The organism is Roseateles violae, assembly GCF_030410485.1.
Lineage (GTDB): Bacteria > Pseudomonadota > Gammaproteobacteria > Burkholderiales > Burkholderiaceae_C > Roseateles_D > Roseateles_D violae.
Genome location: NZ_JAUHHC010000007.1, coordinates 39146 through 63759, shown reverse-complemented (window position 1 = coordinate 63759; position 24614 = coordinate 39146). Strand labels below are relative to the sequence as shown.

The window sequence follows — 24614 nt, the reverse complement described above, 5'->3', positions numbered from 1 at the left end:
AGCCGTGCCGATCACCGCCCTGGCGCTGGTGCTGTGCGCCGCGCTGCTGCATGCCGTCTGGAACCTCGGCGCCAAGAAGGCCGGCGGCAACCATCACTTCGTGCTGGCCAGCGCGATCGGCGTGAGCCTCTTGTGGGGACCGGCGGCGCTTTACCTCGGCTGGCGGCAGATCCCGCAATGGCCGCCGACCGCCTGGGTCTGCGCGCTGGCCAGCGCGGCCATCCACATGCTGTACTTCAGCTGCCTGCTGAAGGGCTACCGGGTATCGGACCTGAACGTCGTCTATCCGGTCGCGCGCGGCAGCGGCCCGCTGGTTTCCAGCTTGGCCGCGGTGCTGGTCTTCGGCGAGCGGCTGGGCCTGGCCGGCTTGGCGGGCCTGACCGCCATCGTCGGCGGCATCGTGCTGATCGCCGGCGGCCCCGCCTTGTTCTTCCGCGCCGGCGGCGATGCCGCGGCGCGCGAGAAGCGACGCCTGGGCGTGCTATGGGGCGGTCTGACCGGCCTGCTGATCGCCAGCTACACGCTGGTGGACGGCTATGCGGTCAAGGTGCTGCTGGTCTCGCCGCTGCTGATCGACTGGGTCGGCAATGTGCTGCGCGTGCCCTTCTCGCTGCCCGCCGTGCTGCGCGACCGCGCCGGCTTCATGCCCGCGCTGCGCCGCCAATGGCCTTATGTGCTGCTGATGGCGGTCTGCTCGCCGGCCGCCTACATCCTGGTGCTCTACGCGATGCAGCTGGCGCCGGTCTCGCGGGTCGCGCCGATGCGCGAGCTGTCGATGCTGGTCGCCGCCCTGCTCGGCGGCCAGTTGCTGCAGGAGGGCGAGCGCCATTGGCGCCTGCTGGGCGCGGCCTTTATCGCGGCCGGCGTGATCGCGCTGGCGCTATAAGCGCTGGCGCGCCGACTCGTACAGGCAGATCGCCGCCGCGCTTCCGACGTTCAGCGACTCCTCGCCGCCCGGCTGCGGAATGCCGACCGTCAGCGCACAGCGCGCCATCAGCTCGGCCTGCACGCCCTGCCCCTCGTGACCCATCACCCAGGCGCAGGGCTGCGGCAGCACGATCTGGTGCAACTGCTTCTCTGCATGCGAGCTGGTCGCGATCAGCGGCGCGGCCAGCGCATCGAGATCGGCCGGCGCCAGGCCCTCGATCAGGCGCAGGCCGAAATGCGCGCCCATGCCGGCGCGCAAGACCTTCGGACTCCACAGCGCCGCCGTGCCCTTCAGCGCCAGCACCTGCCTGAAGCCGAAGGCCGCCGCACTGCGCAGAATGGTGCCGACATTGCCGGCATCCTGCAGCCGGTCCAGCACGACCGAGTCCAGCCCCGGGGTCAAAGCTTGCCCGGCGGCATGCGGTACCTCGAAGCCGATCTGCGCCGGCGACTCCAGGCCGCTGATGGTCTTGAACAGCGCCAGCGGCACGACCAGCATGCGCGGCGCGGCCTCGGCCAGCGCGCGCAGCGCCGGATCGGCGGCGGCCGCCTCGGTTAGCACCGCCTGCGTCACCGCATGGCCGCGCTGCAGGCAGGCGCGCACCAGATGGTCGCCTTCCAGCCAGACCGAGCCGAGCTTGCGGTAGGCGCCGCCGTCCTGGCTCAGCTTGCGCAGGCGCTGCAGCACCGGGTTGTCCTTGGACGTGATATGCAGGACGGTCGCGCTGCTCATCGCTGCCACTCCCGCACCGGCGCGAAGCTCTGGCGGTGCCAGGCGCAGGGGCCATGCTCGCGCAGCGCCGCCAGATGCTCGGCCGTGCCATAGCCCTTGTGGCTGGCAAAGCCGTAATGCGGCAGCGCCTCGTGCATCGCGTGGCATTGGCGGTCGCGGTGCACCTTGGCCAGGATGGAGGCGGCCGAGATCGCCTGCACCGTCGCGTCGCCGCCGACGATGGCCTCGGCCGGGATGCGCAGCACCGGGATGCGGTTGCCGTCGACCAGCACCTTGATCGGCTTCAGCCGCAGGCCCTCGACCGCGCGGCGCATCGCCAGCATCGTCGCCTGCAGGATGTTCAGCGTGTCGATCTCCGCGACCGTCGCCTCGGCGATGCAGAAGCACAGCGCCTTGGCGTGGATCTCGTCGAACAGCTGCTCGCGCTTCTTTTCGCTGAGGATCTTGGAATCGGCCAGGCCGCGGATCGGTTGCTGGTCGTCGAGGATCACCGCCGCGGCGACGACCGGGCCGGCCAGCGGGCCGCGGCCAGCCTCGTCGACGCCGGCCATCAGACCGATCGCGTCCCAGCTCAGCCCGAGTTGCTCAGGGGCGGACTCAAGCAGCGATGACTTGCGCGATCGCATCGCTGGCTCTTTGCGCGGTATTGCAGCGCAGCGTCAGGTGTTGCTCTTGGAAGATGGCCTGCGCCTTCGCATAGCGCTCGGGCTCAACAAGCCAGGCCAGGCCCTCGCGGGCCAGGTTCTCCGGCGTGCACCTGTCCTGGATCAGCTCGGGCACGACGAAGTCGCGCGCCAGCACGTTCGGCAGGCCGACCCAGGGTTGGTAGTTCTTGCCCTTCATCCGCCACCAGTTCAGCGCATGCATGCGGTAGGCGATGACCATCGGCCGCTTGAACAGCGCCGCCTCCAAGGTCGCCGTGCCGCTGGCGACCAGGGTGATGTCGCAAGCGGCCAGCGCCTCGTGCGAGCGGCCGTCCAGCAGTTCGATATTCAGCCCGGCGGGCAGCAGCGGCGCCAGCATCTCGCGCAGGCCCGGCGCGATGGGCATCACGAAGCGCAAGCCGGGACGCGCCTGGGCCATCAGCTGGGCAGCACCCAGCATCGCCGGCGCGATGTACCTGATCTCGCTGCGCCGGCTGCCCGGCAGCAGGGCGACGACGGTATCCGCTTCGCCCAGGCCCAGTGCCGCACGGGCGGCGGCTCTCGGTGGCTCCAGCGGGATCGCATCGGCCAGCGGATGGCCGACATAGCTGGCACCGATGCCTTCCTTGTGCAGGATCTCGGGCTCGAAGGGGAACAGGCACAGCACATGGTCGGCCGAGCGCTTGATCTTGTGGACCCGCTCGGCGCGCCAGGCCCAGATCGAGGGGCAGACGAAATGGATGGTCTTGACGCCCTGCTGCTTCAGTCGTTCCTCGAGGCCGAAATTGAAGTCCGGCGCGTCGATGCCGATGAAGGCGGCCGGTCGCTCGGCCAGCAGCCGCTTGCCCAGCTGCTTGCGGATGGCCAGCAGCTCGCGGATGTTCAAGAGCGCATCGACATAGCCGAAGATGGACAGCTTGCTGTGCGGCCACCAGGTCTCGAAGCCCTGGGCGATCATCTTCGGCCCGCCGATGCCCGCGCTCTGCAGCTCGGGCCAGCGCTGCCGCAATCCGGTCAGCAGCAGCCCGCCGAGCAGATCGCCGGACGCCTCGCCAGCGACCATTCCGAGCTTCATCAGCGCACGATCCCGCGCGTCGCGGCGGCGAGGAAGTCGCGCATCAGCAAGGCATCCTCCCCGCCCAGGGTCTCGATCTCGGCAATCGCCTGGGCCAGGGTCAGGCCCGAACGGTAGATCAGCTTGTGGATCTGGCGGATCGTGGCGATGCGCTCGTCGGAGAAGCCGCGGCGCTTGAGGCCAACCACATTGACCGCGCGCGCGGTCAGCGGGTTGCCGTCGACCGTCATGAAGGGCGGCACGTCCTGCGCCACATGGGCCTGGAAGCCGATCATCGCCTGCGAGCCGATGCGCATGCGCTGCAGCACGCCGGTCAGGCCGCCGATGGTCACATGGTCGCCGACCTCGACATGGCCGGCCAGGGTCGCGCCATTGGCCAGCACATTGTGGTTGCCGAGCACGACGTCGTGGGCCAGGTGGCAGTAGGCCATGATCCAGTTGTCGTGGCCGACGCGGGTCACGCCCTTGTCCTGCACGGTGCCGATATTGAGCGTGCAGAACTCGCGCACCGTGTTGCGGTCGCCGATCACCAGCTCGGTCGGCTCGCCGGCGTACTTCATGTCCTGGTTGGCTGCCCCGATCGAGCTGAACTGGTAGAAGCGGTTGCTCTCGCCGATGCTCGTGTGGCCCTCGATCACGCAATGCGGGCCGACGACGGTGCCGGCGCCTATCTTCACATGCGGGCCGATCAGCGTGTAGGCGCCGACCTCGACCGAGCCGTCCAGCTGGGCCGCCGGATCGACGATGGCCGTGGGATGAATCCGGCTCATGGTCTTCTTCTCTTACTCAGCGATGCGGCGCATCGTGCACATCAGCTGCGCCTCGGCGGCCAGTTGCTCGCCGACCAGGGCGCGGCCCGTGAACTTGTAGATGCCGGCCTTAGCGCGGTCCAGCGTCACGTCGAGGAAGAGCTGGTCGCCCGGCTCGACCGGACGCTTGAAGCGGGCGCCATCGATGCCGGCGAAATAGACGACCGACTTGTCGTCCAGCACCGTGTCCATGCTGTGCAGGGCCAGCAAGGTCGCGGCCTGGGCCAGCGCCTCGAGGATCAGCACCCCCGGCATCACCGGCCGATGCGGGAAATGGCCGAGAAAATGCGGCTCGTTGATCGACACGTTCTTCAGCGCGCGGATGCGCTGGCCCTTGTCCAGTTCGAGCACGCGGTCGACCAGCAGGATCGGGTAGCGGTGCGGCAGGCGCTTGAGGATGTCGTGGATGTCCATGATGTCGATTCGTTCGCTTGTCTCGCGGCGCAGGGCGCGCCGCCAATGATTTCTCGGGCCTCAGGCCTAGTCGCTGTTCGTTTTTTTCTCAAGCGCCCGCAGGCGCTCTCGCAAAGAATGCAGCTGGCGCAAGGTCGCCGCGTTCTTTTCCCAGTTCGCATTGTCGTCGAAGGGGAAGACACCGCTGTACTGGCCCGGCTTGCTGATGCTGCGCGTGATCGCCGTGCCCATCGAGATGTGGACATGGTCGGCCAGGGTCAGGTGGCCGATGATCATCGCCGCCCCGCCTATCGTGCAATGGGCGCCGATGGTCGTGCTGCCGGCGATCGCCGAGCAGCCGGCCATGGCCGTGTGCTTGCCGATGCGCACGTTGTGGCCGATCTGGATCTGGTTGTCGAGCTTGACGCCGTCCTCGATCACCGTGTCGTCGAGCGCGCCGCGGTCGATGCAGGTGTTGGCGCCGATCTCGACATCGTCGCCGATGACGACGGCGCCCAGCTGCTCGATCTTTTCCCAGGCCCCCTTGTTCGGCGCGAAGCCGAAGCCGTCGGCGCCGATGACGACGCCGCCATGGACGATGCCGCGCGCGCCGATGCGGCAGTCGTAGCCCAAGGTCACCCGCGCGGCCAGGCGCGTGCCGGGGCCGACCGCGGCATTGCGCTCGATCACGCAATGCGGGCCGATACGCGCGCCGTCGCCGATGCGCGCGCCGGCCTCGATCACGGCCAGCGGGCCGATGTCGACGCCCTCGCCCAGCGTCGCGCTCGGATCGATGACGGCGCTCGGATGGATGCGCGCCACGGGCTGCGGCCGCACGCGCGCCGCCCACCACTGGGTCAGGCGGGCGAAGTAAAGATAGGGATCGGGGGTGACGATGGCCGCCGCGCTGCCACCGGCAGCGGCACCGCGCTGGGTCGCCGCCTCGGCGAAGGCCGGCGCGACGATCACGCAGGCGGCGGCCGTCGTGGCCAGCTGCGACTGGTAGCGCGGGTTCGACAGAAAGGCCAGCGTCGTCGCGTCGGCGCTGGCCAGGGGGCCGATGCGGGCGATCGCCGTTTCGGGCGCACCATGAAGATCGCCGCCCAGGGCGGCGATGATCTCACTGAGGGAAACCGGGCTCACCCGATCTCCTCCGCTCACTTCTGCGCGTTCAGCGCGTCGATCACCTTCTTGGTGATGTCCACGCGCGGGCTGAAGTGGATCGCGTCCTGCAGGATCAGGTCGTACTTCTCGGCATCGAAGATCTGCTTGATGATGCGGTTGGCGCGTTCGACCACGGCCGACAGCTCTTCCTGCTTGCGCTGGGTCAGGTCTTCCTGCCACTCGCGGCGCTTGCGCTGCAGATCGCGCTCCTGCTCGATCAGGTCGCGCTGGCGGCGGTTGCGCTCGGTCTCGGCCAGGGTCGGGGCATCCTTCTCGAGCTTCTCGGCGGCGCCGCGCAGACGGCCTTCCAGATCCTTCAGGTCCTTCTCGCGCTTGCCGAATTCCGCTTCCAGCTTGGCCTGCGCGGCCTTGGCGAGGTTGGACTCGCGCAGCACGCGCTCGCTATTGACGTAGCCGATCTTGATATCTTGCGCCTGGGCGGCGATGGCCGCCATGGACATCGTGGCGGCCAGCGCCACCGCCTTCAACAGCTTGCTCTTCATCAGAATGCAGTCCCGATCTGGAATTGGAATTTCTCGATTCTATCCGTGGGTTGCTTGCGGATCGGCGTGCCGTAGGACAGGCGCAGCGGGCCCATCGGCGAAATCCAGCTGATACCCACGCCGGCCGAAGCGCGCAGCGAATCGACCGTCACCTGCTCGTGCTGCGCCCAGACATTGCCGACGTCCATGAAGCCGAACAGGCGGAAGGTCTTGTCGTTGCCGCCACCGGGCACCGGCAGGTAGAGCTCGGTGTTGACGTTCAGGCGCCGGTTGCCGCCGGTGTAGGTGCCGGTCACGTCGACCGGGCCCAGCGAGTTGGCCTCGAACACCCGCACCGAGCCGAGGCCGCCGGCGTAGAAGTTCTTGAAGATCGGATAGGGCTTGCCGGCGATGCCGACGCCCCAGCCCAGTTCGCCGTTGACGCCCAGCGAGATCTTGTTGGTGATCGGGAAGAACTGCTGGTACTGCAGATTGGCGCGCGCATAGGTCGCATCGCCGGCCGGGCTCAGCTCCAGGTTGACGCGCTGGTACTTGCCGGCCGTCGGCGAGATCACGCTGTCGCGGTTGTCGCGCTGCCAGCCGATGGTCAGCGGGAAGGCCGTGCTGTCCTGGCCGAAGGTGATCGCGTACAGCAGATAGCTGTTCGGCAGGCCGGCCGAGGTGGAGATCGTCGTCTGCTCGAAGCCGGCCCCGAAGAACACCGTGTCCAGCTCCGAGAAGGGCACGCCGAAGCGCAGCGAGCCGCCGCGGCTGATCAGCTCGTACTGCTCGCCCAGGGTGTTGTAGGGCTTGGTCGTGCGGTAGAACAGATCGAAGGCACGCGAGACGCCGTCGACGGTGAAGTAGGGGTCGACCGTCGACAGCACCAGCGCACGGCCGGTGTAGGCGGTGTTGACGTCGATGCCGAGGTAGTTGCCCGAGCCGAACACGTTTTCCTGCCGGATCGAGCCGGTCAGCGAGAGCTTCTGCTGGCTCGAGTAGCCGGCACCGACCGAGATATTGCCGGTCGGGCGCTCGACCACGTTCAGCACCACGTCGACCTGGTCCTGCGCGCCGGGCACCTCGTTGGTGTCGACGGTGACTTCCTTGAAGTAGCCCAGGCGCTCGATGCGGTCGCGCGAGGCCTTGATCTTCTGGCCGTCGTACCAGGCCGATTCGAACTGGCGGAACTCGCGGCGGATCACCTCGTCGCGGGTGCGCGTGTTGCCGGAGACGATCACCTTGCGCACATAGACGCGGCGCTGTGGCTCGGCCACGAAGGTCACGACGACCTGGCCGGTCGCGCGGTCGATCTCGGGGCGGCTGTCCACGCGGGCAAAGGCGTAGCCATAGGTGCCGTAGAGGTCCTGGAAGGCGCGTGTCGTCTGCGCCACCGCCTCGCCCTGGTAGGGCTGGCCGGGCCTGAGCTGGATCAGGCGCTTGAAGTCCTCTTCGCGGCCGAGGTACTCGCCCTCGAGCTTGACCGCCGTCACCGTGTAGGGCTGGCCCTCGTTGACGGTGATGGCGATATTGATGCTCTGCTTGTCCGGCGAGATCGTCACCTGGGTCGAGGTGACGGCGAACTCCAGATAGCCGCGGTTCAGGTAGTAGGAGCGCAAGGTCTCCAGATCGGCATTGAGCTTGGCGCGCGAATAGCGGTCGGTCTTGGTGTACCAGGTCAGCCAGCCGCTGGTGGTCTGCTCCAGGAGGCCCAGCAGGGTGCCCTCCGAGAACACCTTGTTGCCCAGGATGCGGATCTCGCCGATGCGCGCCGGCTCGCCTTCGGCGACCGAGAAGCTGACGTTGACGCGGTTGCGCTCCAGCGGGGTGATGGTGGTCGTGACCTCGGCGCCGTACAGCGAGCGGGTCAGGTATTGCCGCTTCAGTTCCTGCTCGGCGCGGTCGGCCAGCGCCTTGTCGAAGGGCTTGCCCTCCCCGATGCCGACCTCCTTCAGCGACTTGGTCAGCGCCTCGGTGTCGAACTCCTTCAGGCCGACAAAGCTGACGTTGGCGATGATGGGCCGCTCGTCGATGACGACGACCACCGAGTTGCCGTCGATATTGATGCGCACGTCCTTGAACAGGCCGGTCGCGAACAGCGCGCGCAGCGCGGCGGCGCCCTTGTCGTCGTTGTAGGTGTCACCGATGCGGAAGGGCAGCGAGGCGAAGACGGTGCCGGGGTCGGTACGTTGCAGGCCCTCGACGCGGATGTCCTTGAGCACGAAGGGGTCGACCGCCCAGGCGGCGCCTGACTGGAACGCGGCCGCAAAGGCCAAAGTCAGGATCGAGGGGCGCACACGCGCTCCCATTCTTGGAGAAGAGGACATGCAGTAGGAATCAATGCAGGCCCGCCAAGCGGGCCACGTCGTTGGAAAGGGCCAGAACCATCATCAGCATCAGGATCAGCGCGCCAATGCGCTGCAGTTGCCGCTGCCACCACTCGGAGACGGGGCGGCCGCTCAGACCCTCGAAAAGATAATACATCAGGTGTCCGCCATCGAGCATCGGCAGCGGCAGCAGGTTCAGCACGCCCAGGCTCACGCTGACCAGGGCCAGAAAGCCCAGGTATTGCGGCAGGCCGGCGCGCGCCGACTGCCCGGCGTAATCGGCGATCGTCAGCGGGCCGCTGAGGTTCTTCAGCGAGGCCTGGCCGATCAGCATGCGGCCCAGCACGCGCAGGGTCATGGTGGCGGTCTCCCAGGTGCGCTCGACGCCGTGCACCAGACCGTCGATGAAGCCATGGCGCAGCAGCACCAGCTCCGGCGGACCGCCGACCAGCGCGCCGATCTGGCCGATCGCATGACCGGCCTCGTCGACCACCTTGGGCTGCACCTCGATCTCGAGCGTCTGGCCGGCGCGCTCGACGCGCCAGCTCTGCAGCCGCGGCTGGCCGTCCGGCTGCACCGCTGCGCGGATGCGTTCGCGCAGGCCGGCCGCATCGACGATGGGGATGCCGTCTATCGTCAGCACCCGGTCGCCGGCGCGCAGGCCGGCCGCCTCGGCCGCAGCGCCCGGCGCCAGCCGGCCCAGCAGCGGCTCGCTGAAGGGGCCGCCGAAGCCGAGCTTGCGCAGCATCGCCGCGTCGAGCTCGCCGCCCCCCAGCGTATCGGTCGGCAGCATCACGCTGCGCCGGCCATGGCCCTGCGCATCGCTGAGCTCCAGCCAGAGCTTGCGGCCATCGGCCACCGCCGCGCTGAGCTGCCAGCGCAGTTCGGACAGCGCCCGCACCTCGTCCCATTGCTGGCCGTCGAGCGAGGTGGCGCGCACCAGATCGCCGGCGCGCAGCCCGGCATGCTCGGCCAGCGAGCCGGCCGCCGGCGTGCCCAGCAGCGCCTTCGGCTCCTCGCTGCCGATCCAGCCAGCGGCGCCGAATAGCAGCGCGGCCAGCAGCAGGTTCGCCAGCGGCCCGGCCGCGACGACGGCGACCCGCTGCCACAGCGGCCGGTTGTTGAAGGCCTGGGCGCGCTCCTGCGGCGCGACCGGGCCGTCGCGCTCGTCCAGCATACGCACATAGCCGCCCAGCGGCAGCGCGCTGAGCGTGAACTCGGTGGCCTCGGGGCCGTTCTGGCGACGCCAGATCACGCGGCCGAAGCCCACCGAGAAGCGCAGCACCTTGACGCCGCAGGCCTTGGCGACACGGTAATGGCCGTACTCGTGCACGACGATCAGCACCGCCAGGGTCAGCACAAAGGCCAGCAAGGTCATCATGCGGACAGCTCGGCGATCAGTGCCTGTGCATGGCGGCGCGCGCGCGCGTCCAGCGCCAGCAGGCCCTCGACGCTGGCACATTCGCCGGCCTCGGGATGCAGCTCCTCCAGCGACTGCCGGTTGACGCGGTAGATATGGTCGAAGCGCAGCCGTCGCTCCAGGAAGGCGGCAACCGCCTCCTCATTGGCCGCGTTCAGCACCGCCGTCGAGCCTTCGGCCGCGCGCAGCGCCTGCCAGGACAGGTGCAGGCCCGGGAAGCGGCGCTCGTCGGCATCCTCGAAGGTGAGCGTCGGCTTGGCGAGGAAGTCCAGCTGCTCGGCGCCCGACTCGACCCGCTCGGGGAAGGACAGCGCATAGGCGATCGGCACCCGCATGTCCGGCGTGCCCAGCTGGGCCAGCACCGAGCGGTCGCGGCAGACCACCATCGAATGGATGATGCTCTGCGGGTGGATGACGACCTTGATCTGCTCGGGCCGCAGATGGAACAGCCAGCGCGCCTCGATCACCTCGAGCGCCTTGTTCATCATGGTCGCCGAGTCGACCGAGATCTTGCGGCCCATCACCCAGTTGGGATGCGCGACCGCCTGCTCCGGCGTCACATCGGCCAGGCTGGCCGGGTCGCGCTGGCGGAAGGGGCCGCCGGACGCGGTCAGCACGATATGGTCGATGCGCTGCGCCCAGGTCGAGGGGTCCTCGGGCAGGCACTGGAAGATCGCCGAATGCTCGGAGTCGACCGGCAGCAGCATCGCCCCGCCCTGCTCGACCGCCTGCATGAAGAGGGCGCCACCGACGACGATCGCCTCCTTGTTGGCCAGGAGCAGGCGCTTGCCGGCGCGCGCCGCCGCCAGACAGGGTGCCAGGCCGGCCGCGCCGACAATGGCGGCCATCACCGCATCGACGTCCGGATGGGCGGCGATCTCGGCCAGCGCCGCCGCGCCGTCCAGCACCTCGGTCTGGCTGCCCTGCTCGCGCAGCACGCGGCGCAGCTCGGCGGCCTTGGCCGCCTCGGGCATCACCGCGAAGCGCGGCCGCCACTGCAGGCATTGCGCGGCCAGTTCGTCGACGCGACTCATCGCGCTGAGCGCGAAGACCTCGTAGCGCTCGGGATGGCGGGCCAGCACGTCCAGCGTGTTGACGCCGATCGAGCCGGTGGAGCCCAGCACGCTGACGCGCTGGCGTTGTTGCGGCGATGCGCTCATGGATGGAAGGAGGAACTCAGGGCCAGCGCCAGCGGGAACACCGGCAGCAAGGCATCGACGCGGTCGAGCACGCCGCCATGGCCGGGCAGCAGCTGGCTGCTGTCCTTGGCGCCGACGGCGCGCTTGATCAGCGACTCGAACAGATCGCCGACGACGCTCATCGCGGCAAGAAAGACCAGAGCCAGGATGGACACCGCGCCCATGCCGTGCAGCAGCCGGCCATAGAGGCTGGCGGAGTCGACCTGCAGATGCGCGTCGATGCCATGCACCCAGACGAGGCCCAGCAGCAGCACGCCGGCCATGCCGGACCAGACGCCCTCCCAGCTCTTGCCGGGCGAGATCGCGGGCGCCAGCTTGCGGCGGCCGAAGGTCCGGCCGCCGAAGTAGGCAGCGATATCGGCCATCCAGACCAGGCAGAAGATGGACAGCAGGTAGTTGATGCCGACCGCCCTCGCCTGCACGATGGCCAGCCAGGCGGCCCACAGCGCCAGCGCGCCCAGCGCCAGGCGCAGCAGGCGCGACACGCCGGGCCAGCGCGTGGGGCCGGCACGCAGGGCGAACACGCCGCCCAGCACCCAGATCAGGCCGGCCAGCCACCAGCACCAGGCCGGTGGCGCCTGCAGGCCCCAGGCCAGCAGGGTCGCGCCGCAGGCGGCGGCCAGGCCGGCGCCGAAGATCAGCGCCGGCGCGCCGGGCGCGCCATTGAGCCGCGCCCATTCCCAGCCGCCGGCGGCAATCATCACGATGGTCAGCAGCGCGAAGGGCCAGGGCGAGGCAGCGAACATCGTCGGCAGCAGCACCGCCAGCAGCACGATGGCCGTCAGGATACGGGTCTTCAGCATGGCGGTCAGGCGCTGGCCAGCGAGGCCGCGGCCGGGCTCGGCTTGACGCCGCCGAAACGCCGGTCGCGCTCGCGGAAGGCCTCGATCGCCGCGTCCAGCTGCGCCTCACCGAACTCGGGCCAGAGGCAGTCGGAGAACACGAACTCGGTGTAGGCGACCTGCCAGAGCATGAAGTTGCTGATGCGCACCTCGCCGCCGGTGCGGATGAACAGGTCCGGATCGGGCGCATAGCTCATGGCCATGAACTCCGAGAGCTTGGCTTCGGTCAGGTCTTCCGGTCGCACGCCGGCCTTGATCGCCGCCTTGGTCGCCTGCACGATGTCCCAGCGGCCACCGTAGTTGAAGGCGACGTTCAGGGTCAGCTTGCTGTTGTGCGCGGTCGCTGCCTCGGCCTCGTTCCAGGCATTGCGCAGCTTGTCCGAGACCGCCTCGCGGTCGCCGACGATGCGGATGCGCACGCCCATCGCGCCCATGCGGGCCAGGTAGCGGCTGACGGCGGCCAGCACCAGGCCCATCAGGCCGGAGACCTCGTCGCTGGGCCGCTTCCAGTTCTCGCTGGAGAAGGCGAAGACGGTCAGGTACTCGATGTCGCGGGCTATGCAGGCCTGGACGATCTTGACCAGCGCGTCGACGCCCTGCTTGTGGCCGAAGAATCTCGGCAGGAAGCGCTTCTTGGCCCAGCGCCCGTTGCCATCCATCACGATGGCCACATGGCGCGGCATCGGCTTGTTGTCGGAGTTCGTCGTCGTCACTGGCGGCATCCGCTGATCAGACCGCGAGGATCTCGGCTTCCTTGGCCGAAATCACCTTGTCGATCTCGGCGATCACGCGGTCGGTCAGCTTCTGCACCTCGTCCAGGCTGCGGCGCTCGTCGTCCTCGCCGATCTCCTTGTCCTTCAGCAGCTTCTTGGCCTGCTCGTTGGCGTCGCGGCGCAGATTGCGCACGGCGATCTTGCAGTCCTCGCCGGCATTGCGCACCACCTTGGTCAGGTCGCGGCGGCGCTCCTCGGTCAGCGGCGGCATCGGCACGCGGATCAGCTCGCCCTGGGCGGAGGGGTTCAGGCCCAGGTCCGACTCGCGGATCGCCTTCTCGATCTTGGCGCCCATGCCCTTTTCCCAGGGCTGCACGCTGATCGTGCGGGCATCGAGCAGGCTGACGTTGGCCACCTGCGAGATCGGCACCATCGAGCCGTAGTAATCGACGCTGACCTGGTCGAGGATGCCGGGATGGGCGCGACCGGTGCGGATCTTGTGCAACTCGCCCTTCAGCGACTCGATGGACTTGGCCATCTTGGCTTCGGCGTTCTTCTTGATGTCTGCAATGCTCATGATTCTTCGACCTTGATGTCGTTCCGATTCAACCTAACGCGGCCACGCGCTCAGACGTGGACCAGCGTGCCTTCGTCCTCGCCGAGCACCACGCGCTTGAGCGCGCCCGGCTTGAAGATGCTGAACACCTTGATCGGCAGCTTCTGGTCGCGGCACAGCGCGAAGGCGGTCGCGTCCAGCACCTGCAGGTTCTTGGTGATCGCCTCGTCGAAGCTGATGCGCGTGTAGCGTGTCGCCGACGGGTCCTTCTTCGGATCGGCCGTGTAGACGCCGTCGACCTTGGTCGCCTTCAGCACGATCTCGGCGCCGATCTCGGCGCCGCGCAGCGCAGCGGCCGTGTCGGTCGTGAAGAAGGGGTTGCCGGTGCCAGCGGCGAAGATGACGACCTTGCCCTCTTCGAGGTACTGCAGCGCCTTGGGCCGCACATAGGGCTCGACGACCTGCTCGATCGCGATCGCCGACATCACGCGCGCGGTCATGCCTTCCTGGCGCATCGTGTCGGCCAGGGCCAGCGAGTTCATCACGGTGGCCAGCATGCCCATGTAGTCGGCCGTGGCACGATCCATGCCCACCGAGCCGCCCGCGACGCCGCGGAAGATGTTGCCGCCGCCGATCACGACGGCCACCTCGACGCCCAGCTGCGTGATCTCGCGCACCTCCTGCACCATGCGCACGATGGTCGCGCGGTTGATGCCGTAGGCGTCATCGCCCATCAGGGCTTCGCCGGAGAGTTTGAGCAGGATGCGTTTGTGCGCGGGCATTTCTTACCTCTGTGAGCTGCTGGTGATGTATTTTGCTGCTGCAAGCGCCGCAAACCCGCCTTGTGGGCCGCCGCGACGCAAGCGCAAGTGTAATAAAGGGCGCCTGGGCGCCCTTTGTTTTGCTTGCCGTCGGGCGGTTTACGCGCCCTTGGCGGCGGCCACCTGTGCGGCCACTTCGGCGGCGAAATCGTCCACCTTCTTCTCGATGCCTTCGCCGACGACATAGAGCGTGAAGCTCTTCACCGTCGTGGCCTTGTCCTTCAGCATCGCGCCGACGGTCTGCTTGCCGTCGGCCGCCTTCACGAAGACCTGGTCCAGCAGCGAGACTTCCTTCAGGAACTTCTGCACCGAACCCTCGACCATCTTGGCGACGATGTCGGCCGGCTTGCCCGATTCGGCCGCCTTCTCGGTGGCGATCTTGCGCTCCTTCTCGACCAGCTCGGCCGAAACGTCGGCGCTGGACAGGGCCACGGGCTTCATCGCGGCGACGTGCATGGCGACATCCTTGGCGGCGACCTCGTCACCGTCGAACTCGACCATCACGCCGATGCGGGTGCCGTGCAGATAGGAGGCCAGCTTGGCGCCCGAGGCGTAGCGCTGGAAGCGGCGGATCGTCATGTTCTCGCCGATCTTGCCGATCAGGCCCTTGCGCACGTCCTCGACCGTCGGGCCGAAGCCTTCCTGCGACAGCGGCAGCGCCGACAGCGCGACCACGTCGGCCGGGTTCTTCTCGGCGATCAGCTGGGCGCAGGCGTTGGTGAAGGCCAGGAAAGCGTCGTTCTTCGACACGAAGTCGGTTTCGCAGTTCACTTCCAGCAGCGCGCCGGCCGTGCCGACGACGGCCGCGGCGACCACGCCCTCGGCGGTCACGCGCGAGGCGGCCTTGCCGGCCTTGTTGCCCAGCTTGACGCGCAGGATTTCCTCGGCGCGGCCCAGATCGCCGTCGGCCTCGGTCAGCGCCTTCTTGCATTCCATCATCGGGGCGTCGGTGCGGGCACGCAGCTCGCCGACCATGCTTGCGGTAATAGCAGCCATATCAATCTCCGTAAATCTGAATTCTTTGCAAACCACCGGGCGGGCCGGCGATCTTCTGCAAAAAAGGGGCTGATGAATCAGCCCCCTCTTGTGCGCCAACGAGCGGGAATCAGGCGCCTTCGCGCACTTCCACGAACTCGTCGCCGGAAGCGGCCACGGCCTGGACCACTTCATTGGTGGCGTTGGCCTTGCCTTCCAGGACCGCGTCGGCCACGGCCTTGGCGTACAGCGCCACGGCCTTGGCCGAGTCGTCGTTGCCGGGGATCACGTAGTCGATGCCCTCGGGCGAGTGGTTGGTGTCGACCACGCCGATGACCGGGATGCCCAGCTTCTTGGCTTCGGCGATGGCGATCTTGTGGTAGCCGACGTCGATAACGAAGATGGCGTCCGGCAGCGCGTTCATGTCCTGGATGCCGCCGATGTTCTTTTCCAGCTTGGCCAGGTCACGCTGGAACATCAGCGCTTCCTTCTTGATGGCGGGCTGGGTGCCGGCCTCGACCTGGGACTGCATGTCCTTCAGGTTCTTCAGCGAGGTCTTGACCGTCTTGAAGTTGGTCATCATGCCGCCGAGCCAGCGCTGGTCGACATAGGGCATGCCGGCGCGCTGGGCTTCCATCGCGACGACTTCGCGGGCCTGGCGCTTGGTGCCGATCATCAGGATGGTGCCGCGCTTGGCAGCCAGGCTGCGCACGAACTTCATCGCGTCCTGGAACGCCGGCAGCGTCTTTTCCAGGTTGATGATGTGAATCTTGTTGCGATGGCCGTAGATATACGGGGCCATCTTGGGATTCCAGAAGCGGGTTTGGTGACCAAAGTGGACGCCGGCTTCCAGCATCTCGCGCATCGTGACGGACATAAGTAACTCCGAAGGGTTGTGTCTAAAATCCGGCTCGAATCGCCCGGTTACCGCTGTTTCAGCAGGACACGGGCGACACCTTTCAGTGCCGGATTCGCGATTGATTCGCCGAGGCTTCCCGACGGGAGGCGGCCCAGCAAAACCGAACGAGTATACACGATTCATGTCAGATGACCTCAGGGAGGCCTTGCAGCGCGTGCAAGAAGGCCGGCTGCAAGCGGCGGATGCCCTGCGACAGAACCTGGACGCCCTGCGTTCGGACGCCTGCAGCCAGGCCTTCGTGCGCGATTTCGCCGCTTCGGCGCTGGCCTGCGCCGAAGCTGCCGATGCGCAGCGCCGCGCCGGCCTGCCCGCACCGGCACTGGCCGGCCTGGCGATCAGCGTCAAGGACCTGTTCGACGTGGCCGGCTTCCCGACCACCGCCGGTTCGCGCGTGCTGGCCGGCGCCGCGCCGGCCGCGGTCGACTGCCCGGCCGTCGCCCGCTTGCGCCGCGCCGGCGCCGCGCTGATCGGCCACACCAATATGACCGAGTTCGCCTATTCCGGTCTCGGCCTCAACCCGCATCACGGCACGCCGCTGAACCCGGCCACGCGGCGCATCGACGGCCTGGCGCGCATCCCCGGCGGCTCGAGCTCCGGCGCCGCGGTCAGCGTCGCCGCCGGCGCCGCCTGGGCCGCGCTCGGCTCGGATACCGGAGGCTCGATCCGCATCCCCGCCGCGCTGCAGGGCCTGGTCGGCTTCAAGAACACGGCCCGGCTGACGCCGACCGAGGGCACGGTGCCGCTGTCGCCGGCTTTGGACACCGCCTGCGCGATCACCCGTTCGGTGCGCGATGCGGTGCTGCTGCACGAGATCCTGGCCGATCGGCAGGTGAAGCCGAGCGCCCGCCCGCTGCGCGCGCGCCGCCTGGCCGTGGTCAAGGAGATCTTCCAGGACGGCCTGGATGCCGCCACCGCCGCCGCGTTCGAGCGCAGCCTCGCCGCCCTTGCCCAGGCCGGCGCGCAGATCGAGACGATCTCGCTGCCGCCGCTGGCCGGGCTGGTGTCCTATCGCGTCTCCAGCGTCGCGATCGAGGCCTGGGCCTGGCACAAGCCGCTGCTGAGCGCCCGCGAGGCCGAGTACGACCCGCGCGTCGCCCGCCGCATCCGCGAGGGCGAGGCGATCAGCGGCGCCGAGTACCTGGAGCGCCTGGCCGCGCGACGTGCCTTCATCGCTGCAATGGAGGCGCAGCTGCGCGGCTTCGACGCGGTGCTGAGCCCGACGGTGCCGGTGGTCGCGCCGCTGCTACAGCCGCTGCTGGACAGCGATACCGACTACGTCGCCGCCAACGCGCTGCTGCTGCGCAATACCAGCATCGTCAATGCGCTGGACGGCTGCGCGATCTCGCTGCCCTGCCAGGGCGCGGACGAGCTGCCGGTCGGCCTGATGCTGTGGAGCACGGCGCTGCAGGACGACACCGTGCTCGATCTGGCCCTGCAAGTCGAAGCGATCCTGACGAAGGCGGGCCACTGAGATGCGCATCGCCATCATCGGCGCCGGCATTGCCGGCGTCTGCACCGCTTACGAGCTGGCCGCCGATGGCCATCAGGTCAGCGTCTTCGAGCGCCGCGGCAGCGTCGCCGCCGAGGCCAGCTTCGCCAACAGCGGTCTGGTCGCGCCGGGCCTGGTACTGGGCTGGACCCAGGCGCCACTGTCGCTGGCGGGCCGCTGGCGGCGCTGGCGCCAGGGGCGCGACGAGGCGGCCGCCCTGCGCCGCCAGCGCCTGCTGAAGCTGGCCGTCTACAGCCACGAGCGCCTGCAGCAGCTGCGCCGCAGCCTCAAGCTCGACTACGAGCGCGCCGAGGGCATGCTGGTGCTCCTGCGCAGCGCGCGCGAACAGGCGGCGATCGCACCCGGGCTGGAGCTGCTGGCCGAGGCCGGCATCGCCCATCGCGCGCTCGATGCCGCGCAATGCCGCCAGGCCGAGCCGGGACTGAACCCGGAGGCCGCGCTGCACGGCGGCGTGCTGCTGAACGCCGGCGAGGTCGGCAACTGCCGCCAGTTCGCCCACCAGCTGCGGCTGGAGGCGCAGCGCCTGGGCGTGCAGTTCCGCTTTCACACGACGGTGCGCAGCATCGCGCCGGGCACACCGGCGCGGCTGGTGCACGAGTACACGCCACCGCACGAGGGGCCGGGGCCGAGCGCACGCAATGGCAATGGCGAGAATGGCGGCGATACGCAGCCGGCCGAGACCGGCCCCCAGCAGGACAGCTTCGAGGCCATCATCGTCTGCGGCGCGCAGGACTCGGCCGCGCTCTTGCAGCCGCTGAAGCTGAAACTGCCGCTGGCCAGCGCGCAGAGCTGCTCGATCACCGCGCCGCTGCGCCAGCTGGAGGCGCACCCGGAGCTGGGACCCAAGGCGGGGCTGTTCGACCAGCAGAAACAGGTCCATATCAGCCGCATCGGCCAGCGCGTGCGCGTGGTTGGCAGCGATGAGGCGCAGTTGCACAAGGTGCTCAACGACTGGCTGCCCGGCGCGATGGTGGCCGGCCAGTTGCAGCGCTGGCAGGGCCCGCATGCCACGCTGTCCGACGGCCTGCCGGTGCTCGGCGGCAGCGGCCTGGCCGGCATCTGGCTGAACCTCGGCCATGCCGACGGCGGCTTCACCCTCGCCTGCGGCGCCGCGCGCGTGCTGGCCGAGCAGGTCGGCGGCCTGACGCCCGAGCTCGATGTGAGCGGACTGGACAGCGCCCGCTTCGGCTGACAAGCTGGGGCCATGCAAAGATTGCTGCCCCTGCCGCTAAGCCTGCCCCTGTTCAATGTGGCGAGCAGCCGCGCGATCGAGGCGGCGGCACTGGCGGGCCTGCCCGTCGACGCGCTGATGGAGCGCGCCGGCCTGGCGGTCGCCCGGCTCGCGCTGGCGCTGCAGCCGGGAGCCGGCACGATCTGGGTCGCCTGCGGGCCCGGCAACAACGGCGGCGATGGACGCATCGCCGCCCGGCTGCTGCAGGCGCAGGGGCGGCGCGTCAGCATCGGTCTGACGCCGCCGGCCGATTGCTGCCTAGCGATCGATGCGCTGCTCGGCCTGGGGCTGAACCGCACGCCCGATGCGGCAATGGCCGCCGCGATCACCGCCCTGAATTCACTGACCGTGCCGGTGCTGGCCGTCGACCTGCCCAGCGGCCTGCTGGCCGATAGCGGTGCCCTGGCCGGCGCCGAGGCGGTGCGGGCGACGCATACGCTGTGCCTGCTGAGCCTCAAGCCGGGCCTGTTCACCGCCCAGGGCCGCGCGCATGCCGGCACGATCTGGTTCGACGACTTGGCCATCGCGCCGGCGCGGCGCGGCGACGCCGGCCTGCTGGGCCGCGACTGCCTGGCCGAACTGGCCGGGCCGGACCACGCCGCACACAAGGGCAGCCAGGGCGATGTGCTGGTGATCGGTGGCGCGCCGGGCATGCGCGGGGCGGCGCGATTGGCCGCGCGCGCGGCGCTGGCAGCGGGCGCCGGCCGCGTCTATCTGCACCTGCTCGGCGAGCCGGTCGAGGAGGCCGATCCGGCGCGGGCCGAGTTGATGCTGGCGGTGCGCTGCGAGCCGCAGGACCTGGCCGGCAAGACCGTCGCCATCGGTTGCGGCGGCGGCCAGCAAGGACTCGCCGAGCCGCTCGCCGCGGCCTTGCGGCATGCGCCTCGGCTGATCGTGGACGCGGACGCGCTGAACGCGATCGCCGCCAGCCCGGCACTGCAGCAGCTGCTGCGCCAGCGCGCGCCGCTGAGCAGCGTGCTGACGCCCCACCCGCTGGAGGCCGCGCGCCTGCTCGGCACGGACACCGCGCGCGTCCAGGCCGACCGCCTGGACGCGGCGCAAGCGCTGGCCGAGCGCTGCGCGGCGACGATCGTGCTGAAAGGCTCGGGCAGCGTGATCGCCTCGCCGGGACGGCGGCCGCAGCTGTGCAGCAGCGGCAGCGCGGCGCTGGCCAGCGCCGGCAGCGGCGACGTGCTGGCCGGCTGGATTGCCGGCCTGTGGGCGCCACGACCCGCCATCGAGCCCCATCTGCTGGCCGGCGCGGCCTCCTTCTGGCATGGGCTGGCCGGCGAGCAGCAGGCGGCAGGGCCGCTGCGCGCCGGCGATTTGATCGAACGCATGCATGCACTGCATGCGCCGCCTGAGGACTAACTCAGCGCTTCAACGGCTCAGCGGCGCTTGCGCGTGCGCGCCTCGCCAGCGCCACTCTTGCCGGTCTTCGTGCCCGGCTTGGCCGCCTTGGCCGACTGCCGGGCCGCCTTGACCGGATGCGGCGCGGCGGCCTTGCTGCCGCCCGCCTTGCGCTTGGCGCCCTTCAGTTCGCGGTCGGCGCGCCGCACCTGCTCCAGCGCCTCGACGGCGCTGCCCGGCGCGGCCGGGGCCGAGGCCCCGGCCTTGTCGCGCATCGCGCGGGCCAGCAGCCGGGCCTCCTCGTTGTCGCGCACCAGGCGGAAGTCGATCTTGCGGCCGTCGAGGTCGACGCGGCTGACCTGCACCTGCACGCGCGCGCCGGTGGCGTAGCGGATGCCGGTGCGCTCGCCGCGCAGCTCCTGGCGCAGTTCGTCGAAGCGGTAGTACTCGCCGCCGAGCTCGGTGATGTGGACCAGGCCCTCGACATAGAGCGCGTCGAGCTGCACGAAGAGGCCGAAGCTGGTGACCGCGCTGACGGTGCCGGCGAACTCCTCGCCCAGGTGCTCGCGCATATAGCGGCACTTGAGCCAGGCCTCGACATCGCGCGAGGCCTCGTCGGCGCGCCGCTCATTGGCGCTGCAATGGGCGCCGACGACGTCCCAGCGTTCGATCTCGGTCGAGGCATGGGCCGGATTCATCGGCGGCGCGCGGCCCGGCCGCTTGGCCGGCATCGGCACATTCATCTTGCCGGCATCGAGGTGGTAGCGCTTGCCGGCCAGGATGCACTTGATCACGCGGTGCACCAAGAGATCCGGATAGCGCCGGATCGGGCTGGTGAAATGCGTGTAGGCGGCGTAGCTGAGGCCGAAGTGACCCGAGTTCGCCGAGGTGTAGATCGCCTGCTGCATCGAGCGCAAGAGCATCGCGTGGATCTGCGCCGAGTCGGGCCGCTCCTTGGTCGCCGCGGCGATCGCCTGGTACTCGGCCGGTTTGGGGTCGTCGCTGATCGACAGGCCCAGGCCCAGCGAGCGCAGATAGGCCTGCAGGGCGACGCGCTTCTCCGGCGTCGGACCCTCGTGCACGCGGAACAGCGCCGCATGCTTGCTGTGCGCGATGAAGTCGGCCGAGCAGACATTGGCCGCCAGCATCGCCTCCTCGATCAGCCGGTGCGCGTCATTGCGCGTGCGCGGCACGATCTTCTCGATGCGGCCGTTGTCGTCGCAGATGATCTGCGTCTCGGTCGTGTCGAAGTCGATCGCGCCGCGCTGCTGGCGCTGCGCCAGCAAGGCGCGGTAGACATCGTGCAGATGCAGCAGATGCGGCACCAGCTCCTGCCGCTTGGCCGCCTCGGGGCCACGGGTGTTGCCGAGGATGGCAGCCACCTCGGTGTAGGTGAAGCGCTCGTGCGAACGGATCACGGCCGGGTAGAACTGGTAGGCGGTCACCTCGCCGGCCTCGCTGACCAGCATGTCGCAGACCATGGACAGCCGGTCCTCGTAGGGGATCAGCGAGCACAGGCCGTTGGAGATCTTCTCCGGCAGCATCGGGATCACCCGGCGCGGGAAATAGACCGAGGTCGCGCGCTCGTAGGCGTCTTCGTCCAGCGGCTCGCCCGGCTTCACGTAATGGCTGACATCGGCGATCGCGACCAGCAGGCGCCAGCCCTTGAAGGCGTTCTTGCCGCGGCCCTGCTTGTGCGGCTCGCAGTAGACGGCGTCGTCGAAGTCGCGCGCGTCCTCGCCGTCGATGGTCACCAGCGGCACATCGCGCAGATCGACGCGGTGCTTCAGGTCGATGGCGCGCAGGCGCTCGGGCAGCTTGGCCGCCTGCTGCAGCGCCTCGGGGCTGAAGCGGTGCGGCACATCGTACTTGCGCACCGCGATCTCGATCTCCATGCCCGGATCGTCGATCTCGCCCAGCACCTCGACCACGCGACCAACCGGCTGCGAATACAGCGACGGCGGCTCGGTCAACTCGACCGCAACGACCTGGCCGGCCGTCGCATTGGCGATGCCGTTCTTCGGGATCAGGATGTCCTGGCCCATGCGCTTGTCTTCCGGCGCGACCAACCAGATGCCCGACTCGAGCAGCAGGCGGCCGATGATGGGCCGCTTCTTGCGCTCCAGGATCTCCAGCACCCTGCCCTCGGGCCGGCCGCGCTTGTCGTAGCGCACGACGCGCACGCGCAGGCGGTCCCCGTGCATGACGGCGTGCATCTCCTGGGCCGAGAGATAGATGTCCGGCTGCCCATCGTCGGGCAGCAGAAAGCCGTGGCCGTCGCGGTGCCCCTGCACCTGACCTTCGACCTCGCCGAGCAGTGCACCGCCATCTTGCGGCGCCGCTATTGCATTCTTAAAATTTTTGATGATAGAATCTCTGTCTTTCCTGAAATGCCCAGGTGGCGGAATTGGTAGACGCACTAGTTTCAGGTACTAGCGGGTAACTCCGTGGAGGTTCGAGTCCTCTCCTGGGCACCAAAATACAAAAGGCCAGCACCCATTGTGCTGGCCTTTTTCATTTTCTCGAGGCATTTGCGCTGGCGCCAATACAACAAAGCCGACCCGGCATCGCTGCGGGGTCGGCTTTTCGTCATCGGCGATTCTGCGCTCAGACGACGAACTTCTTGGCCAGCGCGTCCGGCCGCAGATCGTCGTATTCCTCGAAGGGCTGGTGGATCCAGGGGCTGGTTTCCAGCATTTCGACGTAGTAGTCGGGCGTGTAGCTGGACACCGACTTGGTCCACAGCACGGCCGAGCGCAGCTCGCTGATCGCCGGCATGCCGCGCAGGCGCTCGACCACGGCCTTCAGCGTGACGCCCGAGTCCGACAGGTCGTCGACCAGCAGCACGCGGCCGGCCAGTTCACCCTTGGGCATGGTGATGTACTTGGCGATGTCCAGACGGCCCTGGATCGTGCCGGCCTCGGCGCGGTAGGAGCTGGTCGACATGATGCCCAGCGGCTTGTCGAACACGCGCGAGAGCACATCGCCCGGACGCATGCCGCCGCGGGCCAGGCACAGGATCTGGTCGAACTGCCAGCCCGAGGCATGGACCTTGAGCGCCAGGCGCTCGATCAGCATGTGGTATTCGTCCCAGGATACGTACAGATGTTTGCCGTCGTCGGTCAGCATGATGGATGGTTCTCCTGTTCGGTTTCTCGGGATGTCAGGCCTGGTACGGATGGCGCAGCAGGATCGTGTGTTCGCGATCGGGGCCGGTCGACACCATGTCGATCGGTGCGCCGATCAGGTCGCGGATACGCTCCAGATAGCGGCGCGCGTTCAGCGGCAGCGCGTCCCAGGAGGTCGCGCCGAAGGTGGTCTCGGTCCAGCCGGGGAAGGTCTCGTAGATCGGCTTGCAGGCCGCAATCTCGTCGCCGTCCAGCGGCAGGATGTCGATGCGCTTGCCGTCGAGCTCGTAGCCGACGCACATCTGGATCTCGGTCAGGCCGTCCAGCACGTCCAGCTTGGTCATGCACAGGCCGGTGATGCCGTTGATGATGATGGAGCGCTTCAGCGCGGCGGCATCGAGCCAGCCGCAGCGGCGCGCGCGGCCGGTGACGGTGCCCTTCTCCTGGCCGACCGTGGCCAGATGGTGGCCGACCGTGCCTTCCTTTTCCCACTCGAGCTCGGTCGGGAACGGGCCCGAGCCGACGCGCGTCGTGTAGGCCTTGGTGATGCCCAGCATGTAGTGCAGCATCTGCGGGCCGACGCCGGCACCGGCGGCGGCATTGCCGGCCACGCAATTGCTCGAGGTGACGTAGGGGTAGGTGCCGTGGTCGATGTCGAGCAAGGTGCCCTGCGCGCCCTCGAACAGGATGTTGGCGCCGGCCTTGTGCGCCTTGTGGATCAGGTAGCCGACATCGGCCATCATCGGCTTGATCACCTCGGCCATCTTCATCGCCTGCTCGAAGATGGGCTGGAACTCCAGCGCCGTGGCGTTCAGATAGCCCTGCAGCGCGAAGTTGTGCAAGTCCAGCAACTCCTTCAGCTTCTTGGCAAAGCGCTCCGGGTGCTTCAGGTCCTGCACGCGCAGCGCGCGGCGGGCGACCTTGTCCTCATAGGCCGGGCCGATGCCCTTGCCGGTCGTGCCGATCTTGCCGCTGCCGCTGCTCTCGCGCAGCGCCTCGCGGGCGCGGTCGACCTCGACGTGGAAGGGCAGGATCAGCGGGCAGCTCTCGCTGATGAAGAGGCGGGAACGCACCTCGACGCCGGCTTTCTCCAGGCGCTCGATCTCGCTCAGCAGATGGGTCGGATCGACGACCACGCCGTTGCCGATATAGCAGGCAACGCCGTCGCGCATGATGCCCGAGGGGATCAGTTGCAGGGCCGTCTTGACGCCCTTGATGACCAGCGTATGGCCGGCATTGTGGCCGCCCTGGAAGCGCACCACGCCCTGGGCGTGATCGGTCATCCAGTCGACGACCTTGCCCTTGCCTTCGTCACCCCACTGGGTGCCGACAACGACCACATTGCGGCCGCGCGCGATTTCGCTTTGCATCTTGATACCCGATTCGATCAATGATT

Annotated in this window: 23 protein-coding genes and 1 tRNA gene; 5 read left to right on the top strand and 19 right to left on the bottom strand. The window is 68.7% G+C overall.

All coding sequences use genetic code 11. The features are described from left to right. Positions 1-4: 4 nt before the first annotated feature. Positions 5-886, top strand: coding sequence for a DMT family transporter (locus QWJ38_RS22440; protein ID WP_290361369.1), 882 nt, complete (start codon positions 5-7; stop codon positions 884-886). On the opposite strand, the gene QWJ38_RS22435 is transcribed toward QWJ38_RS22440, so the two are convergent. The 16 genes from QWJ38_RS22435 to rpsB all read right to left on the bottom strand — a co-directional run bounded on the left by QWJ38_RS22435 (position 881) and on the right by rpsB (position 15957). Continuing rightward, the gene (locus QWJ38_RS22435) at positions 881-1660 is read right to left on the bottom strand and encodes a TrmH family RNA methyltransferase (RefSeq protein ID WP_290361368.1); all 780 of its coding nucleotides are present in this window, start codon (positions 1658-1660) and stop codon (positions 881-883) included. The two genes, QWJ38_RS22440 and QWJ38_RS22435, sit on opposite strands and share 6 nt — an antisense overlap. Next, positions 1657-2286 (bottom strand): ribonuclease HII, encoded by a 630-nt coding sequence (rnhB, locus tag QWJ38_RS22430; protein WP_290361367.1) that lies wholly within the window; start codon positions 2284-2286, stop codon positions 1657-1659. The genes QWJ38_RS22435 and rnhB overlap by 4 nt, the downstream gene beginning before the upstream one ends. After that, on the bottom strand, positions 2258-3379 hold the full coding sequence (lpxB, locus tag QWJ38_RS22425) for a lipid-A-disaccharide synthase (RefSeq protein WP_290361366.1): 1122 nt from the start codon (positions 3377-3379) through the stop codon (positions 2258-2260). The genes rnhB and lpxB overlap by 29 nt, the downstream gene beginning before the upstream one ends. Further along, positions 3379-4149, bottom strand: a complete 771-nt coding sequence (gene lpxA / locus QWJ38_RS22420) for an acyl-ACP--UDP-N-acetylglucosamine O-acyltransferase (protein WP_290361365.1) — start codon at positions 4147-4149, stop codon at positions 3379-3381. The genes lpxB and lpxA overlap by 1 nt, the downstream gene beginning before the upstream one ends. Positions 4150-4161: 12 nt before the next feature. After that, the gene (gene fabZ / locus QWJ38_RS22415) at positions 4162-4602 is read right to left on the bottom strand and encodes a 3-hydroxyacyl-ACP dehydratase FabZ (protein WP_290361364.1); all 441 of its coding nucleotides are present in this window, start codon (positions 4600-4602) and stop codon (positions 4162-4164) included. A gap of 66 nt (positions 4603-4668) precedes the next feature. Next, entirely contained in the window at positions 4669-5724 is a 1056-nt protein-coding gene (gene lpxD, locus QWJ38_RS22410; protein ID WP_290361363.1) for a UDP-3-O-(3-hydroxymyristoyl)glucosamine N-acyltransferase, read from the bottom strand. Positions 5725-5738: 14 nt separating this feature from the next. Continuing rightward, complete coding sequence (locus QWJ38_RS22405) at positions 5739-6248, bottom strand: OmpH/Skp family outer membrane protein (protein WP_290361362.1); 510 nt, start codon at positions 6246-6248, stop codon at positions 5739-5741. Beyond that, positions 6248-8554 carry an outer membrane protein assembly factor BamA gene (gene bamA, locus QWJ38_RS22400; protein ID WP_290361361.1) on the bottom strand — a complete coding sequence of 769 codons (2307 nt, stop codon included), beginning with the start codon at positions 8552-8554 and terminating at the stop codon, positions 6248-6250. The genes QWJ38_RS22405 and bamA overlap by 1 nt, the downstream gene beginning before the upstream one ends. 10 nt (positions 8555-8564) lie before the next feature. After that, a complete protein-coding gene (gene rseP / locus QWJ38_RS22395; protein ID WP_290361360.1) occupies positions 8565-9935 on the bottom strand; it encodes an RIP metalloprotease RseP in 1371 nt (456 codons plus the stop codon). Beyond that, positions 9932-11134, bottom strand: a complete 1203-nt coding sequence (ispC, locus tag QWJ38_RS22390) for a 1-deoxy-D-xylulose-5-phosphate reductoisomerase (RefSeq protein WP_290361359.1) — start codon at positions 11132-11134, stop codon at positions 9932-9934. Before ispC ends, rseP begins: the two co-directional genes overlap by 4 nt. Continuing rightward, complete coding sequence (locus QWJ38_RS22385) at positions 11131-11976, bottom strand: phosphatidate cytidylyltransferase (RefSeq protein ID WP_290361358.1); 846 nt, start codon at positions 11974-11976, stop codon at positions 11131-11133. The genes ispC and QWJ38_RS22385 overlap by 4 nt, the downstream gene beginning before the upstream one ends. 5 nt (positions 11977-11981) lie before the next feature. Further along, on the bottom strand, positions 11982-12737 hold the full coding sequence (gene uppS, locus QWJ38_RS22380) for a polyprenyl diphosphate synthase (protein ID WP_290361357.1): 756 nt from the start codon (positions 12735-12737) through the stop codon (positions 11982-11984). A gap of 7 nt (positions 12738-12744) precedes the next feature. After that, positions 12745-13305: a ribosome recycling factor gene (frr, locus tag QWJ38_RS22375; protein WP_290361356.1), complete on the bottom strand. Its 561-nt coding sequence runs from the start codon at positions 13303-13305 to the stop codon at positions 12745-12747. 50 nt (positions 13306-13355) lie between these two features. Further along, the gene (pyrH, locus tag QWJ38_RS22370; RefSeq protein ID WP_290361355.1) at positions 13356-14066 is read right to left on the bottom strand and encodes a UMP kinase; all 711 of its coding nucleotides are present in this window, start codon (positions 14064-14066) and stop codon (positions 13356-13358) included. Between the two features lie 138 nt (positions 14067-14204). Next, positions 14205-15101, bottom strand: a complete 897-nt coding sequence (gene tsf, locus QWJ38_RS22365; RefSeq protein ID WP_290361354.1) for a translation elongation factor Ts — start codon at positions 15099-15101, stop codon at positions 14205-14207. Positions 15102-15210: 109 nt separating this feature from the next. Then, entirely contained in the window at positions 15211-15957 is a 747-nt protein-coding gene (gene rpsB, locus QWJ38_RS22360; protein WP_290361353.1) for a 30S ribosomal protein S2, read from the bottom strand. A 163-nt stretch (positions 15958-16120) separates the two neighbouring features. Between rpsB and QWJ38_RS22355 the strand changes: the two genes are divergently transcribed. Genes QWJ38_RS22355 through QWJ38_RS22345 form a run of 3 tightly spaced genes read left to right on the top strand, consistent with a single transcriptional unit; the run spans position 16121 to position 20111 of the window. Beyond that, a complete protein-coding gene (locus tag QWJ38_RS22355; protein WP_290361352.1) occupies positions 16121-17470 on the top strand; it encodes an amidase in 1350 nt (449 codons plus the stop codon). A gap of 1 nt (position 17471) precedes the next feature. Next, entirely contained in the window at positions 17472-18701 is a 1230-nt protein-coding gene (locus QWJ38_RS22350; protein WP_290361351.1) for an FAD-dependent oxidoreductase, read from the top strand. Between the two features lie 12 nt (positions 18702-18713). After that, on the top strand, positions 18714-20111 hold the full coding sequence (locus QWJ38_RS22345; RefSeq protein ID WP_290361350.1) for an NAD(P)H-hydrate dehydratase: 1398 nt from the start codon (positions 18714-18716) through the stop codon (positions 20109-20111). Positions 20112-20128: 17 nt separating this feature from the next. Here the strand turns inward: QWJ38_RS22345 and rnr are convergent, their stop codons facing one another. Further along, the gene (gene rnr / locus QWJ38_RS22340) at positions 20129-22435 is read right to left on the bottom strand and encodes a ribonuclease R (protein ID WP_434064031.1); all 2307 of its coding nucleotides are present in this window, start codon (positions 22433-22435) and stop codon (positions 20129-20131) included. 47 nt (positions 22436-22482) lie between these two features. Here rnr and QWJ38_RS22335 point away from each other — a divergent pair. Then, positions 22483-22567, top strand: a tRNA-Leu gene (locus tag QWJ38_RS22335). Positions 22568-22697: 130 nt separating this feature from the next. Here the strand turns inward: QWJ38_RS22335 and QWJ38_RS22330 are convergent. Continuing rightward, a complete protein-coding gene (locus QWJ38_RS22330) occupies positions 22698-23219 on the bottom strand; it encodes a phosphoribosyltransferase (protein ID WP_290361349.1) in 522 nt (173 codons plus the stop codon). Between the two features lie 34 nt (positions 23220-23253). Beyond that, positions 23254-24588, bottom strand: a complete 1335-nt coding sequence (locus QWJ38_RS22325) for an adenylosuccinate synthase (RefSeq protein WP_290361348.1) — start codon at positions 24586-24588, stop codon at positions 23254-23256. Positions 24589-24614 lie beyond the last annotated feature (26 nt).

Bases quoted from the DNA above. Each gene is read 5' to 3' on its own strand.
- bamA (WP_290361361.1), bottom strand. From the start codon at position 8,554: ATGTCCTCTTCTCCAAGAATGGGAGCGCGTGTGCGCCCCTCGATCCTG.
- rseP (WP_290361360.1), bottom strand. From the start codon at position 9,935: ATGATGACCTTGCTGGCCTTTGTGCTGACCCTGGCGGTGCTGATCGTC.
- uppS (WP_290361357.1), bottom strand. From the start codon at position 12,737: ATGCCGCCAGTGACGACGACGAACTCCGACAACAAGCCGATGCCGCGC.
- QWJ38_RS22385 (WP_290361358.1), bottom strand. From the start codon at position 11,976: ATGCTGAAGACCCGTATCCTGACGGCCATCGTGCTGCTGGCGGTGCTG.
- rpsB (WP_290361353.1), bottom strand. From the start codon at position 15,957: ATGTCCGTCACGATGCGCGAGATGCTGGAAGCCGGCGTCCACTTTGGT.
- QWJ38_RS22345 (WP_290361350.1), top strand. From the start codon at position 18,714: ATGCAAAGATTGCTGCCCCTGCCGCTAAGCCTGCCCCTGTTCAATGTG.
- QWJ38_RS22405 (WP_290361362.1), bottom strand. From the start codon at position 6,248: ATGAAGAGCAAGCTGTTGAAGGCGGTGGCGCTGGCCGCCACGATGTCC.
- fabZ (WP_290361364.1), bottom strand. From the start codon at position 4,602: ATGGACATCCACGACATCCTCAAGCGCCTGCCGCACCGCTACCCGATC.
- ispC (WP_290361359.1), bottom strand. From the start codon at position 11,134: ATGAGCGCATCGCCGCAACAACGCCAGCGCGTCAGCGTGCTGGGCTCC.
- lpxA (WP_290361365.1), bottom strand. From the start codon at position 4,149: ATGAGCCGGATTCATCCCACGGCCATCGTCGATCCGGCGGCCCAGCTG.
- tsf (WP_290361354.1), bottom strand. From the start codon at position 15,101: ATGGCTGCTATTACCGCAAGCATGGTCGGCGAGCTGCGTGCCCGCACC.
- QWJ38_RS22350 (WP_290361351.1), top strand. From the start codon at position 17,472: ATGCGCATCGCCATCATCGGCGCCGGCATTGCCGGCGTCTGCACCGCT.
- lpxB (WP_290361366.1), bottom strand. From the start codon at position 3,379: ATGAAGCTCGGAATGGTCGCTGGCGAGGCGTCCGGCGATCTGCTCGGC.
- frr (WP_290361356.1), bottom strand. From the start codon at position 13,305: ATGAGCATTGCAGACATCAAGAAGAACGCCGAAGCCAAGATGGCCAAG.
- QWJ38_RS22435 (WP_290361368.1), bottom strand. From the start codon at position 1,660: ATGAGCAGCGCGACCGTCCTGCATATCACGTCCAAGGACAACCCGGTG.
- pyrH (WP_290361355.1), bottom strand. From the start codon at position 14,066: ATGCCCGCGCACAAACGCATCCTGCTCAAACTCTCCGGCGAAGCCCTG.
- QWJ38_RS22355 (WP_290361352.1), top strand. From the start codon at position 16,121: ATGTCAGATGACCTCAGGGAGGCCTTGCAGCGCGTGCAAGAAGGCCGG.
- QWJ38_RS22325 (WP_290361348.1), bottom strand. From the start codon at position 24,588: ATGCAAAGCGAAATCGCGCGCGGCCGCAATGTGGTCGTTGTCGGCACC.
- rnhB (WP_290361367.1), bottom strand. From the start codon at position 2,286: ATGCGATCGCGCAAGTCATCGCTGCTTGAGTCCGCCCCTGAGCAACTC.
- QWJ38_RS22330 (WP_290361349.1), bottom strand. From the start codon at position 23,219: ATGCTGACCGACGACGGCAAACATCTGTACGTATCCTGGGACGAATAC.